Genomic DNA, 13,981 nt, shown 5'->3' on the forward strand with positions numbered 1-13,981 from the left:
CCGGCTGATTAGGCTGGGCGGGTGACTCCTCCCGCCCAGCCGCCGCGCCCCCGCGGGAGCCGGGTGGGCGCGGCTGTCGCCGCGCTCAGCGTCGGGACGGTGCTCAACCCGCTCAACTCGTCGATGATCGCGGTCGCGCTGGTGTCGCTGCAGCGCGACTTCCGTGTCGACGTGACGACGGTCACCTGGGTCGTCACCTCGTTCTACCTGGCGTCGGCCGCGGGGCAGCCGCTCATGGGCCGGCTCGCCGACCGGTTCGGTCCGCGCCGGCTGTTCCTGTTCGGGATGATCGTGGTCGCGATCTCGTGCGCGGTCACGCCGTTCGCGCAGTCGTTCGCCGCGGTCTGCGCCGGACGTGTGGCGCTCGCGATCGGCACGGCGACCGCGTTCCCGTCGGCCATCGCGATGCTGCGCCCGCTCTCCGCGGGCACCGACGTCGGCACCCCGCGGCTGCTCGGGAGGCTGCAGATCGCCAACACCTCGGGCGCGGCGATCGGGCCCGTGCTCGGCGGGGCGCTCGTCACCTTCCTCGGCTGGCAGGCGATCTTCTGGGTGAACGTGCCCCTGGCGGTGCTCGCGTTCGCCGGCGTGTGGCTGTTCGCGCCCCGGGACGCCGACCGCGAGCGCGTGCCCCTGTCGCGCACCCTGGCGGAGTCCGACATCCCGGGCATCCTGCTCTTCGTCACGACGCTGAGCGCCGTGCTCGTGTTCCTGCTCGATCTGCATCCCGCGCCGCTCTGGTGGCTGATCCCCGTGTTCGTCGCGGCCGGCGCGCTGTTCGTGTGGCGCGAGCTGCGCACCGCCCACCCGTTCCTCGACCTGCGCCTGCTCGCCGCCAACCGGCGGCTGATGATGGTCTACCTGTCCTTCGCGATCTTCAGCGTCGTCTACTACTCGGCGTTCTTCGGACTCCCGCAGTATCTGCAGGCCCACGCCGGATACCCTGCGGGCGTCGCGGGGCTGCTGATGTTCCCGCTCGCCGCCGTCACCATCGTCGCCACTCCCCTGGCGGCACGCGCGATCGAGCGGGTCGGCTTGCGCACCACCCTGCTGTGGGGCGCGTCGGCGCTGATCGTCGGAGCGGGGCTCCTCGCCGTCGCATCGGCGTCGACGGCTCCCTGGGTTGTGCTCCTGCTCACGGCCGCCCTGGGCGTTCCGTACTGCGTCGTGAGCATCGCGATGAACCAGGCGCTGTACGCCTCCGCCCGCCCCCAGGACAGCGGCGTCGCGGCGGGGATCTTCCAGACCTCCCGCTACGTCGGGGCGATCGTGGCGACGACCGTCCTGGGCCTGCTCTTCAGCGGCGGCACCACCTCCGGCAGCTGGCTCACCGCCGTCACCGTCGCGACGGGCCTGGCCGTGGTGCACCTGGCGCTGCTGGTCTTCGTGCGACCGCAGCGCGCCGCCGCCGCCGGCGGCTGAGCCGCATCGGCGCGCGCAGAGGGGTCGCATTCCGCCGCTTCGGCGCGCTCGAAGCGGCGGAATGCGACCCCGCTGTGCTCGCCCGGCAGCACCGGCGTCGCACCTCCCCGAGGCGTCCGGTACCGTCGGACCGATGGACCTCTCCGCCCCCAGCTCGCTCGGGCCCGGCCGCCTCGTCGTCGCCGCGGCCGCCTCGCCGCGCGCCTTCCTCTGGCTCGGGCACGGTGCGGGTGGCGGGATCGACGCACCGGACCTCGTCGCCCTCGCCCGCGCGCTGCCGGAACGGGGTGTCACGGTGGCCCGGTACGAGCAGCCGTGGCGTGTCGCCGGCAAGCGCGTCGCATCCCGACCCGCGGCCCTCGACCTCGCCTGGCGCGAGACCGCCGCGCTGGTGCGCTCGCTCGCGGAGGGCCTCCCGCTCGTCGTCGGCGGTCGCAGCGCCGGCGCCCGCGTCGCCTGTCGCACGGCGGAGGAGGTGGAGGCCGTCGGGGTCGTGTGCCTCGCGTTCCCGCTCCACCCGCCGGGGCGACCCGAGCGCTCGCGGCTCGACGAGCTCCTGCTCCCCGAGGTTCCGGTGCTCGTCCTGCAGGGCGACCGGGACACGTTCGGCACCGCGGCGACGGTCGCCGACGAGGTGGCGGGACGACCAGGCGTCCGGGTGATCCCGGTCCCGGGCGCCGATCACGGGATGAAGCCCCTGAGATCCTCGCCGCTCGACGCGCACGGCGTCGCGGACCTCGTCGTGACGGGCGTCGCCGGCTTCATCGACGCGATCGTCCGTTCGGAACACTGACGATCACCCTGACAGGCGCGCTCGTCCGCGCGCGAATTCGCCGTCCCGTCCGCGATACGGTGTGTGGATGCGCGTGGGGGCTCCGACCGAAGAACGCCTCCGCGCGTTCTGGCCGCAGCGCTCGCTCGCACAGACCGGGGTGCTCGCGTCCTCGGCCCTCACGGTGCTGGTCATCGCCTTCCTGGCGTGCACCATGGCCGGGCTCGCCGTGCGTGCACCGAACAACGCCGTGCGGCAGACGGTGCAGGCGGGACCGGCCGCCACCGTCGCCGAGACGTACCAGGCGGCTCTCGATCCGCGCGAGGCCGGCGAGCAGGACCGCACGGTGCGGTCGGTGCTGTCGCGACTGTTCCACGGGGCACCCGTCACCGTCGACCGCACCGCCTTCGCGTCCGGTGTCGACCTGGGCGACGGCCGCTCCGCCCTCGTGCTCTCCGACGACGCCGAGCTGCGAGACCGGGTCACGCTGCGCTCCGGAGGCTGGCCCGCTGCCACCGACGAGATCGCCGTGGACGCGACGCTGGCCCGGGAGGCCGGCCTCGCCCCCGGATCGCGCCTCCGGCTCAGCGCCGACGCGGACACCGGCACGGGCGGCACCCCCGTCGTCGTCTCCGGCGTCTGGTCGCCCACCGATGCCTCCGCACCGGCTTGGCTGGGGGTGACGGCGGGAGTCGACGGCACGGACGGCCGCGCGATCGGGAGCGCCGCGCTGCTCGCGCAGGTCACGGACTCGGCGACGGCCCAGTGGGCGATCGCACCGGATCCCCAGCGCGTGACGGCGGCCGACCTCCCACACCTGCGGGCCGGTTTCGCGGGCGCGTCCGACGCGCTCACCGAGGCGGACGCCTCCTCCTCCCCTTTCTCGTCGCTCGGCGAGGCCGCGTCGACGACGGCCGACATGCGGCGGTCGATCGGCGCGCTCGCGGCCGTGCTGCCGGCGCCCCTCGCGCTGCTCGCCGTGAGCGCGGTGGCGGCCCTGGTGCTGCTGGCGCGGCTCCTCGCCCGCTCCCGCCTGCTCGAGACCCGCGTGCTCCGCGCCCGCGGCGCCTCCGTCGGGAGGCTCGTCCGTGCCGATGCCGTCGAGGCCGCGCTGGTGGCGACCATCGCCACCGCGATCGGCGCGGCCCTCTCCGTCGTGCTCGTGGAAGCCGTCGCCGGAGCGTCGGGGACCCCGATCCAGGAGGTCGTGCTCGCGACCGTCGTGCCCGCCCTCGGGGTCGTCGTGGCCGCCGTCTCCGTGGCCGCCGTCGTCACGGCCTTCACCGCCCGCGCTGCCGACGGGGCCCTCGGTCCCGCCGAGGCGGGACGTGCCCGCTCGGCCGCCCCGCTGAGCCTGGGGGTGCTCGCCCTCGCCGCCGCAGCCGTCTCGCTCTGGCGGTTCCTGGCGTTCGGCGCGCCGGACGCCGACGGCCGCGTCGATCCCGTCGGGACCATCGCTCCGGCGGCGGTGCTCTGCGCCGTCGCCGTGCTCGCGCTGGTGCTGCTCGGACCGGCTGCAGGCGTGCTGGAGCGGTTGGCCGCCCGCCGGCGTCGGCTGTCCGGCGTCCTGCCCGCGCGGCAGGTGAGCCGCGGCGTCGGTCTCGTCGCCGCCCCGGCGGCCCTCATCGTCCTGAGCGTCGGCGCGGCGACGTTCGCCGCCGGCTACGCCGGCACCTGGTCCGGGTTCCTGCACGACTCCTCCCGGCTCGTCACGGGAGCGGACGTACGGGTGGACAGGAGCATCGCGGGGAGCGTCCGGGGCCCGGAGGACCTGCCGGACACGGCGCGGCTCGGAGGGATCCCGACGGTGACGTCCGCCGTCCCCGCGCTGATCTCCGACGCCACGCTCGGCCAGGCCGATGTGACGGTGGTCGCGGTTCACGCGCCGACGCTCGCGCAGCTCTTCGACACCGGGTCGTACATGTTCGACGCCTTCACCGCCCAGGAGGAGCTGGGCTCCGGCGACCCGTTCCCCGGCGCTCCGCTCGGCGCCGATGCCCGGACGATCTCGGTCGTGGCCACCGCGACGACACCCGACGCGTCCGTTCCGCCTCCCGCCCTCCGCGTGATCTTCTGGATCGCCGACGACGACGGCGCCCTCGCTCCCCTGCCTGCCGCTCCGTCGGCCGGAAGCGCGCCCGGCACGGTCTCGGCGACACTCCCGACGACCGGCGGCCCCTGGCGCCTGCGGGCGGTGGACGTGCAGCTCGACCCCGGCGACACCGCCTCCACGGCGCAGGTGCGGCTCACCGGCCTGACGTCCGGGGCGACCGTGGCGACCCCGGGCTGGCGGCCGGAACCCCAGGCGTTCCGGGATTCCGGGACCGGGACTCAGGCGACCGCGCTGGACGACGGCGGGCTCGGCTTCGACGCGCCCCTCGTCGCTGCCGGACGGGAGAGCGTCGTGCGCCTCCTCCCGAAGGCCGCCGACGAGCTGCCCGTGCTGGTCACCCGCGCCGCGGCCGAGGCCTCCGGGCTCGGGAGCGGCTCGCGCATCGACATCGACGCCCCGTGGGGATCGGTCACTGGCACCGTCGCCGGAGTGGTCGACGCCGTCCCCGGCACCGCCGACCAGAACGCCGTGCTCATCGATCTGCCCGCGCTCGACGATCGTCTCCTCAGCACGTCGCCCACGATCCCCCGCCTGGGCTCCGTCTGGCTCGCCGCCCCCGACCCGCAGCGCGTGGCCCGGGCGGCGGCGCAGGCCGCGGGGCCCGACGCCGTCGTCACCGACGCCTCCGGCGCCTTCGTCGCTCGCTTCCTGGGGAGCGCCGTCGCCGCCCTCTGGCTGGGGGCCGCGGGATGCGCGCTGCTCGCGGTGGTCGCCCTCGCCGCGACCGCGCTCTCCGCATTGCGCTCCCGCCGCGGGGAGGTCGTGGTGCTGCGCGCGGTCGGCGTCGGCTCCCGCCAGCAGGCCGCCGCCCGGCGGTGGGAGCTCGGAGGCGTGGTCGCGGGTGCGGCGATCGTCGGCGTGCTCGGCGGCCTCGCCGTCGTCCTGCTGGCGGGCAACGCGCTGGCCCGCCTCTCCGTCGTGACCGCTCCGAGCACGCTGTCGGTCCAGGGGCGCATCGATGCGGCCCTGCCGGCGGCGCTGGGTGCCCTCGCGCTCGCCGTCGGCGTCGTGCTCTGGCTCTACGGGCGTGCCGTGCGCGCCCAGGTGCTCGACACCGCGCACCGGGAGGAGACCCGATGAGCCGGCGCTCGCTCCTCTCCGGCACCGGTCTCGCCGCCCGCGCGTTCGCAGCCTCGCGGGGCGCGCTCGCGCTGCTCGGCGTGGTCGTGCTCATCGCGACGACCGCCGTCTCGGCCTGGCCGCGGTTCGCCGAGGGCTTGCTCGGCGCCGAGCTGCGCTACCGCGTGGAGGAGGCGACACCGGTCAACCGCGACCTGCTCACCTCCACCATCACCGGCACTGTGCAATCGGCGGGAGGCGGATCGTTCGGCGGGACCGCCGAGCCGGGCGCGGTCTGGCAGGGCATGCCGGGAGCGCTCGCCTCGGCGCGTTCGGCCATGGCGCCCGCGCTGCGCGCGGTGACCGGCACCGGGGACTACGCCTCCCGCAGCGACGACGCCACGACCACCGGGCCGCCGGATGCGGCCTCCGACAGCCGCTACGTCACGGTCGTCGAGTCGTACGCGCGCCTCCGCGCTGCCGCCGCCCTCGACGCGGGAGCCTGGCCGTCCCCCATCGCGACCGTCGGCACGACCGCAACCCCACCCACCGTCGACGTCGTCCTGACGACGGACGCCGCACGCCTGGTCGGTTGGACGGTCGGCCAGACGCGCACCGCCTCCTCCGGCTCCGCGTTCCGGCTCCGGCTCTCCGGCACCGTCCGCCCGCTCGACACCGGCTCCGACTTCTGGTCCCTCGAGACCGTTCGCGCGCACGGAAGCTATGTCGACCGGGGCGACGCGGGCAAGCTCTACCGCGCCGTCGCCTGGGTCGATCCCGGGTCCTGGACGCGCGTCGCCCCGCTGTTCGCCGGAACCTTCACCCAGGGCTGGTTCCCCGTCGCCCCGTCGGCTCTGTCGGTCTCCCTGCTCGACCCGGTCCGCTCCGCGCTCGGCCGCTTCCTCTCCGCCGCGCCGACCCCGTCCTTCGGCGGCGTGCCGACGACCCTGCGCTTCTCGACGTCCCTCGACCGCACCCTCGACGCCTACAGCGCCCGCGCCCAGCCGGCGAACACCCTGTTCGCGATCCTGGCCGCTGGACCGCTCGGCGTGGCGCTCGCCGTCCTCGTGCTCGGCGTACGCCTGCTGCTCGGGCGGCGACGGGAGGCGCTGGCCCTGCTCGCGGCGCGCGGCGCCTCGCCGGCACGCCTGCGACGCGATCTCGCGATCGACACCGCGCTCGTCTCGGTGCCGGGAGCCGGTCTCGGGCTCGTCGCCGCCCTGCTTCTCACGCCCGGCGCCGACAGCCTCCTGCGTCCCGTCGCGCTCGCCCTCGCGTGCGCGCTCGCACCTCCGGCGCTCAGCGCGGCGGCGGCCGGGCGCCTCGGCCCGGGCGACGACCTGCGCGGCGGACGGACGGCCCGGCGCCGCTGGGGGTGGGTGCTGGAGGTCCTCGTGCTCGGCCTCGCCGCGCTGGGCGTCGCCGCACTGTTGCAGCGCGGGCCTGAGCCGGCCTCCGCCGGCCTGGGCGTCGACCCTCTGCTCGCCCTCACCCCGGTGCTCCTCGCCCTCGCTGCGTGCGTCGTGGTGCTCCGGGTCTACCCGGTTCCGCTGTCGTGGCTGACACGCGCGCTGCGCCGCCGCCGAGGGCCCGTCGCCTTCATCGGCGCGACCAGCGCGCTCCGCTCCCGCGCGGGCAGCCTGTGGCCGGTGTTCGCGGTCGTGACCGGGGTCGCCATCGCGGTCTTCTCCGCCGGCGTGCTCAGCACGGAGCGGGCGGGCATCGAGAGCGGCGCCCTCGCCCGCGTCGGAGCCGACCTGAGCGTGACGGCGCCCACGACCTTCACGGACGAGCAGGTCGAGCGTCTGCGTTCGGTGCGGGGCGTCGCGGCGAGCGCCGTCGTGGAGTGGGCGGGAGGGGTGCGCGTACAGGCGGGGTCGCAGGGCGGCGACCTCTCCGGCTACCTCGTCGACCCGGCGGAGCTCGCCCGGGTGCAGTCGGGCATCCCGGAGGCCGCCCGCGTCTCCTCCGCGCTGGTGCAGAAGGATCGGGCGCGTACCGGCGCCGTCATCGGCGGCTTCGACCCGACCATCCCTGTCACGAGCGCGATCCTCTACGCCGGCACCGCCGTGCATCTCGGCGTGACGGAGTTCGATTTCGCACCCGGCGTCTACGTCCGGGACGCCCAGTGGGTGATCATCGACCGGACCGCGCTGCCCGCGTCGGCCGGGCTCACGGGGCGCCCGCAGACCGTGCTGGTCTCCCTCGCACCGGGCGCCGACGCCGCGACGGTGCACGACGAGCTCGCCGCGATCGCCGGCACGGGCGCCACGATCGGCGACGCCCAGCGAGAGCAGCAGACCTTGCGGGCGGCTCCCCTCGTCGCAGGCCTCGAGACCATCGCCCTCCTCTCGATCACGCTCTCCGCACTGATGTGCGTGGGGGCGCTCCTGCTCGCCCTCGTCATCGGCACGGCCTCCCGTACCCGGCTGGTCGCGACACTGCGCACCATCGGCTACACCGCGCGCCAGACCGGCGCACTGCTGGCGTGGGAGCTCGGCCCCCTGCTCGTCGCGGGGCTGGTCGCCGGCATCGCGGTCGGGCTCGCGCTCCCGGCGATCGTGCTCGCCCCGATCGACCTCAGCGGCTTCACCGGCGGACCGATCGCTCCCGCGGTCGTCGTCGACCCGCTGCTCATCGCCGCCGCGGCCGGAGGGTTCGTCCTCGTGACCCTCGCCGTCACGCTCATCGCACTCGCCGTCGCACGGCGCCGCTCGCCGGCCGCGGTGCTCCGGGCAGGAGGGGAAGAATGACAGCCATGACATCGGGCAGGACGGACGCGAGCATCGAGTGCTCCGACCTCGTGCGCATCTTCACCGCGGAGGGCGTGGAGGTGCAGGCGCTCCAGGGCCTCACCCTGCGGGTCCGCAGCGGCGAGCTCGTCGCCATCGTCGGCGCCTCGGGCTCGGGCAAGTCGACGCTGCTCGGCATCCTCTCCGGACTCGACAAGCCGACCGCCGGCGCGGCGTCGGTCGCCGGTCGTGACCTCCTGACGATGACGGCGAAGCAGCGCGTCGACTATCGACGCCGCACGGTCGGATTCGTCTGGCAGCAGACCTCCCGCAATCTCCTCCCGTACCTGACCGCGCGCGAGAACATCGCCCTCACGATGACGATCGCCCGCCGCCCCGACCGCGTCGCCCGCAGCCGCGATCTGCTCGACCTGCTCGAGGTCTCGCACTGCGCCGACCGCCGGCCGGCCGAGATGTCCGGCGGCGAGCAGCAGCGCGTCGCGATCGCCGTCGGCCTGGCGAACGAGCCTGCTGTGCTCCTCGCGGACGAGCCGACCGGCGAGCTCGACGAGCACACCTCGGCCGACGTGCTGGAGGCCATGCGCGGCGTGAACCGGGAGCTCGGCGTCACCACGCTCATCGTGACCCACGACCCGGCCGTGTCGGAGCACGTCGCCCGCACCGTGCAGATCCGGGACGGACGCACGTCGACCGAGGTGCTCCGCCGCACCGGGGTCACCGCGGCCGGGGACGAGCACACCATCGCCGAGGAGTTCGCGGTGCTCGACAAGGTGGGCCGCCTCCAGCTGCCGCCCGAGTACCTCAGCAGCCTCGACCTGCGCGACCGGGTGCGGCTCGCGCTCGAGACGGACCACGTGGGCGTGTGGCCGCACGCCGACGACCACGAGGAGGGGGCCTCCGGTGAGCATTGACGACGCACTGGGCGCACCCGTCTCCGGCGCGGCGCGCGACGGCGAGAGGCTCGTGCCGCTGCTGCGCGCGGACGGCGTCGGCCGCATCTTCCCCACCGCCGCCGGCCCCGTCACCGCGCTCGACGCCGTGTCGCTGGACGTCCACCCCGGCGAGCTGCTCGTCGTGCGCGGCCGCTCCGGCTCGGGCAAGACCACCCTCCTGAACGTGCTCGGCGGGCTGGACACCCCCACCTCCGGCACCGTGCGGCTGGGCGACCTCGATCTCACCACGGCGAGCGAGTCGCAGCTCGTCGCCGTGCGACGCTCCCGTGTCGGCTTCGTGTTCCAGGCGTTCGGCCTCGTGCCCGTGCTGTCCGCCGCCGAGAACGTGGAGGTGCCACTGCGCCTGCTCGGCGTCGACCCGGCCGTGCGCGACGCCCGCGTGGCCGAGCTCCTCGATCGCGTCGGCCTCGGCGGTCATGCGGCTCAGCGTCCCGCCGAGCTCTCGGGCGGCCAGCAACAGCGCGTCGGGATCGCCCGCGCGCTCGCCGCCCGCCCCCAGGTGCTGCTCGCCGACGAGCCGACCGGCCAGCTCGACAGCGTGACGGGTGCCGCGATGATGGACCTGCTCGTCGAACTGGTCCACGACGCGGGGGTCGCGGCCGTGGTCACCACGCACGACCCGATCCTCATGGCACGCGCGGACCGTGTGATCGAGCTGCACGACGGACGCACCGTCCCGCGGCGGCGCGGGGCGCACGTGCGGGAGTAGCGGCCTCCCGTCGCCGGCCCGGGCTCGCGCCCTCGCCGCACGCTCCGGCTGCTTCTGATGCGGCCCTCGAGCCGCGTCGCAGAACTCTTGCTATTCAGTGTTGCTATCTACCGGTACTCGGCGTTACTATCTAGCAGTACCAAGCAACACTGAGTAGCTGGAAGGAGCGTCCGATGAGCAAGCAAGCGACGGAGATGCTCAAGGGAACCCTCGAAGGCATCGTCCTCGCCATCCTCCAGGCCCGGCCCGCGTACGGCTACGAGATCACCTCGTGGCTGCGTGATCAGGGCTTCACCGACATCGCCGAGGGCACCATCTACGCGCTCCTCGTGCGGATCGAGCAGCGCGGCCTCGTGGACGTGGAGAAGGTCCCGTCCGAGAAGGGCCCGCCGCGCAAGGTGTACTCGCTCAACCGGGCGGGTCACGAGTACCTCGACGAGTTCTGGAGGACGTGGAGCTTCCTCGCAGAACGACTGGAACAGCTCCGACACGAAGGGGAGAACTGAGATGGCGGCCAAATGGGTCGAGGCGATCACGGGATCGCTCGAGCAGAAGAAGCAGTACCGGCAGTACCGGGCGCGGCTGGAGGCCCTGCCCGAGCCCTACAACGCCGTCGCGAAGGCCGTGCAGCGGTACTTCATGTACAACGGCGGCGTCGAGGACGGCGACACTCTCCTCACCATGATGGGCGACTTCGTCGAGCTCTGGGAGCGCGCCGCGGCCGATGGGACCCCCGTCCGCGACATCGTAGGCGACGACCCGGTCGAGTTCGCGGAGGCGTTCGCCGAGGCCTACACCGGCAAGCGCTGGATCGACAAGGAGCGCGCCCGCCTGAACGCCGCCGTCGAGGCGGCCAAGAAGAAGGGGACGGACCAATGACCGCCACCACCCTCGACCGCGGCCCGGCCATCCGGGTGCACGGTCTCGAGAAGTCCTACAAGAAGCTCAGCGTCCTGCGCGGCGTCGACTTCGAGGTCGAGCGCGGCAGCATCTTCGCCCTGCTCGGCTCCAACGGCGCCGGCAAGACGACGGCGGTCAAGATCCTCTCGACCCTGTTGAAGGCCGATGCCGGGGAGACCGTCGTGAACGGCTTCGACGCCGCCACCGAGGCGGCGGAGGTGCGCGACTCCATCAGCCTGACCGGGCAGTTCGCCGCGGTCGACGAGATCCTGACCGGGAGGGAGAACCTCGTCCTCGTCGCCGAGCTGCGCCACCGGAAGAAGCCCGGCGCGATCGCGGACGAACTGCTCTCCCGCTTCTCGCTCAGGGAGGCCGGAGGGCGCAGGGTCTCCACCTACTCGGGCGGCATGCGCCGCCGGCTCGACATCGCGATGAGCCTCATCGGCGACCCGCCGGTGGTCTTCCTCGACGAGCCGACCACCGGTCTCGACCCGCAGGCCCGCATCGAGGTGTGGGACGCGGTGAAGGAGCTCGCCGGGCGCGGCACCACCGTGCTGCTCACCACGCAGTACCTCGACGAGGCCGAGCAGCTCGCCGACCGCATCGCCATCCTGCACGAGGGCCGCATCATCGCGAACGGCACCCTCGCCGAGCTGAAGCAGCTGCTCCCGCCGGCGCAGGTCGAGTACGTGGAGAAGCAGCCCAGCCTCGAAGACGTCTTCCTCGCCATCGTCGGCGAGCCCACCCCGAAGGAGGAGTCATGAGCACCGCGACCTTCATCAGCGACACCACCGTCCTCACCGGGCGGTCCATGCGCCACATCACGCGCAGCCTCGACACTATCATCACCACCGCCCTCATGCCGATCGCGTTCATGCTGCTGTTCGTGTTCGTCTTCGGCGGCGCGATCGACACGGGCTCGTTCTCGGGCTCGTACGTGGACTACCTGCTGCCCGGGATCATGCTGATCACGGTGGCGACGGCGGTCTCGTACACCTCGTACCGGCTGTTCATGGACCTGAAGGGCGGCATCTTCGAGCGCTTCCAGTCCATGCCGATCACCCGGTCGAGCGTCCTGTGGGCCCACGTGCTCACGTCGCTCGTCTCCACGATGATCTCGGTGGTCCTGGTCGTGCTCGTCTCCCTGCTGGTCGGCTTCCGCACCGGCGCGAGCGTGCTCGCCTGGCTCGGCGTCGCCGGCATCCTGATCCTGTTCAGCCTGGCGCTGACCTGGATCGCCGTCATCGCCGGCCTGTCGGCCACGACGGTGGACGGGGCGGGCGCCTTCGCCTACCCGATCATCTTCCTGCCGTTCATCAGCTCGGCGTTCGTGCCCACCGAGAGCATGCCCGGTCCCGTCCGCTGGTTCGCGGAGAACCAGCCCGTGACCTCCATCGTCGACTCGATCCGCGCCCTGTTCGCCGGCCAGCCCGTCGGCACCGACATCTGGATCGCCCTCGCCTGGTGCGTCGGCATCCTGGTGGTCGCCTACGCCTTCGCCATGGTCGCCTACCGCCGCCGCATCACCGCCGGGTGAGCACTCTCCCGGCACCGACTCCCGCCGCCCCGCTCGGGCCGGCGGTGGTCGTGTTTAACCGCGACGCTCGTCTCCGGGCCGGCCAGTGTCAGCGCAGCGTCCGCCGCATCACCCACCGGTCCGCTCCCCCGGAGTGCGCGTTCGTCTCGGCGTAGCGCTCGAACCCGTGCCGTTCGAACAGCGCGACCGTTCCCACGTACCCGCTGATCACATCCACTTTCTTCCCGTCGGTGTCGACGGGGTACCCCTCCACGATCGCCGCTCCGGACGTCCGCGCGTGCTCCACCGCCCCGTCGAGCAACTCGTGCATCAGCCCCCGCTTGCGGAACCCGCCACGCACCACGAAGCACACGATCGACCACGGGTCGAGCTCCTCGTCCAGGTGCGGGATCGTCCGCGAGTTCAACAGCCGCCGGTAGGTCGACTTCGGCGCGACCGAGCACCACCCCGCCACCTCCCCGTCGAGGTAGGCCAGCACCCCGGGCCCGGGCTCCTTCTCGCACTCGGCGCGCATGTAGTCGATCCGCGCGGGCATGTCGAGCCGCGCATCCCGGTACGACATGCACACGCATCCCCCGCCTCCGGGCTTGCGCGGAACCATGAACGTCGCGAAATCGTCCCAGCGTCCGGTCGCAGGCAGCACTTCGATGGACATGCGGGAAGCGTAGCGGGAGGGGGCGACATCGGGGCTGCGGGCCGCTAGGTTGTCGCTGTGGACGATCCCGTGGAGTACCTCACGACCGTCGTCCGGGTCTTCCCGGACTACGCGGACTCGGTGATCTGGTTCTCGCCGGGGCCGGTGGCGTACGAGGATGCGCACATCAGCCCGGAGCTCGCCAGAGAGCTGCAGACCTGGGAGGACCGCTACTACCTGATTCTCGACGACCACCACGAAGTGCGCGAGGAGTTCAGCGCGGCGTTCGACGCCGACGGGCTGTCGTTGGCCGGCCGGCTGTCCGACGAGCTCGGCGACGCGTTCGCCGTCGAGTATCTGTCCACCGGGGGCGACCGGACGACCCTCCACCGGGACCATCCCGGAAGCAACCCGGTGGCCGTTGCCGCCTTCGCACGGATGGCCGAGCGCACACGTGCTGGCCATGCCCGCATCGTCGAAGCCCAGCGCAACGGCGCGGTCTTCCGTTGGGTGGCCAGCCACGGGACGGATGATTCCATCCGGTGACGTCGCGTGGCGGTAGTCTCGTCGCCGTGACCTCTTCGGCTTCCCCCGTCCGCGCGCGGATGGCTGACCTCTTCGAATGGGTCACCGACGACGGCACGCGCTCGAGCTATGTCGAGTTCCAGCGGTTGTGGCGCGATCCCGAGATCCTCTCCGGGATCGGGCCCCTGCTCGCCGCACCGTTCGCGGAGGCCGCGCCGACGGTCGTGATCGGTCCACCGTCCAGCGGACATCTCCTCGGCCCGCTGGTCGCCGCCGAGGTGGGGGCGGGCTTCGGCGCGGTCGTGAAGGACCCGGTCCGGCTGATCGACAGCGACGACTGGGTCACCGTCACGACGCCGCCTGACTACCGCGACCGCCACCTGACGATGGGACTGCGCCGTGGAGTCGTGACGAGCGCGGACCGGGTGCTCGCCGTGGACGACGTCGCGGACACCGGGAGCCAGCTGCTGGCGCTCAAACGACTGGTGGAGCACATCGGAGCCACCTGGGTCGGCAGCTCGGTGGTCCTCGACCTCCTCTCGCTGAACACCACCCGTCGGGAGCTCCGACTCCAGGCCGTCTTCCACTCCCGCGAGCTCTGAGA

At 73.5% G+C, this 13,981-nt stretch carries 13 protein-coding genes; 12 read left to right on the plus strand and 1 reads right to left on the minus strand.

Annotation, left to right across the window (positions count from 1 at the left end; genetic code table 11):
- The first annotated feature begins 21 nt into the window (after window positions 1-21).
- From IT072_RS13300 to IT072_RS13345, 10 genes are all read left to right on the plus strand, one after another.
- Window positions 22-1,422, plus strand: coding sequence for an MFS transporter (locus IT072_RS13300; RefSeq protein ID WP_223357326.1), 1,401 nt, complete (start codon window positions 22-24; stop codon window positions 1,420-1,422).
- A 133-nt stretch (window positions 1,423-1,555) separates the two neighbouring features.
- Window positions 1,556-2,215, plus strand: coding sequence for an alpha/beta hydrolase family protein (locus tag IT072_RS13305; protein ID WP_223357328.1), 660 nt, complete (start codon window positions 1,556-1,558; stop codon window positions 2,213-2,215).
- A gap of 67 nt (window positions 2,216-2,282) precedes the next feature.
- Window positions 2,283-5,387 carry a hypothetical protein gene (locus IT072_RS13310; protein ID WP_223357330.1) on the plus strand — a complete coding sequence of 1,035 codons (3,105 nt, stop codon included), beginning with the start codon at window positions 2,283-2,285 and terminating at the stop codon, window positions 5,385-5,387.
- Window positions 5,384-8,119 (plus strand): ABC transporter permease, encoded by a 2,736-nt coding sequence (locus IT072_RS13315; RefSeq protein ID WP_223357331.1) that lies wholly within the window; start codon window positions 5,384-5,386, stop codon window positions 8,117-8,119. The genes IT072_RS13310 and IT072_RS13315 overlap by 4 nt, the downstream gene beginning before the upstream one ends.
- 5 nt (window positions 8,120-8,124) lie before the next feature.
- Entirely contained in the window at window positions 8,125-9,030 is a 906-nt protein-coding gene (locus IT072_RS13320) for an ABC transporter ATP-binding protein (protein WP_223357333.1), read from the plus strand.
- Window positions 9,026-9,781, plus strand: a complete 756-nt coding sequence (locus tag IT072_RS13325) for an ABC transporter ATP-binding protein (protein ID WP_223360981.1) — start codon at window positions 9,026-9,028, stop codon at window positions 9,779-9,781. Before IT072_RS13320 ends, IT072_RS13325 begins: the two co-directional genes overlap by 5 nt.
- 173 nt (window positions 9,782-9,954) lie before the next feature.
- Window positions 9,955-10,287: a PadR family transcriptional regulator gene (locus IT072_RS13330; protein WP_025158723.1), complete on the plus strand. Its 333-nt coding sequence runs from the start codon at window positions 9,955-9,957 to the stop codon at window positions 10,285-10,287.
- A 1-nt stretch (window position 10,288) separates the two neighbouring features.
- Window positions 10,289-10,660 (plus strand): DUF1048 domain-containing protein, encoded by a 372-nt coding sequence (locus IT072_RS13335; protein ID WP_223357334.1) that lies wholly within the window; start codon window positions 10,289-10,291, stop codon window positions 10,658-10,660.
- Window positions 10,657-11,445: an ABC transporter ATP-binding protein gene (locus IT072_RS13340; RefSeq protein ID WP_223357336.1), complete on the plus strand. Its 789-nt coding sequence runs from the start codon at window positions 10,657-10,659 to the stop codon at window positions 11,443-11,445. The genes IT072_RS13335 and IT072_RS13340 overlap by 4 nt, the downstream gene beginning before the upstream one ends.
- A complete protein-coding gene (locus IT072_RS13345) occupies window positions 11,442-12,218 on the plus strand; it encodes an ABC transporter permease (protein WP_223357339.1) in 777 nt (258 codons plus the stop codon). Before IT072_RS13340 ends, IT072_RS13345 begins: the two co-directional genes overlap by 4 nt.
- Before the next feature lie 88 nt (window positions 12,219-12,306).
- On the opposite strand, the gene IT072_RS13350 is transcribed toward IT072_RS13345, so the two are convergent.
- The gene (locus tag IT072_RS13350; RefSeq protein WP_223357341.1) at window positions 12,307-12,873 is read right to left on the minus strand and encodes a GNAT family N-acetyltransferase; all 567 of its coding nucleotides are present in this window, start codon (window positions 12,871-12,873) and stop codon (window positions 12,307-12,309) included.
- 57 nt (window positions 12,874-12,930) lie between these two features.
- Here IT072_RS13350 and IT072_RS13355 point away from each other — a divergent pair, with 57 nt between their 5' ends.
- Window positions 12,931-13,398 carry a hypothetical protein gene (locus IT072_RS13355; RefSeq protein WP_223357343.1) on the plus strand — a complete coding sequence of 156 codons (468 nt, stop codon included), beginning with the start codon at window positions 12,931-12,933 and terminating at the stop codon, window positions 13,396-13,398.
- Window positions 13,399-13,424: 26 nt separating this feature from the next.
- A complete protein-coding gene (locus tag IT072_RS13360; RefSeq protein ID WP_223357345.1) occupies window positions 13,425-13,979 on the plus strand; it encodes a phosphoribosyltransferase family protein in 555 nt (184 codons plus the stop codon).
- The last annotated feature ends 2 nt before the right edge of the window (window positions 13,980-13,981 follow it).

Origin of the sequence: Leifsonia sp. ZF2019, assembly GCF_019924635.1 — a bacterium.
In the GTDB taxonomy this organism is placed as follows: domain Bacteria; phylum Actinomycetota; class Actinomycetes; order Actinomycetales; family Microbacteriaceae; genus Leifsonia.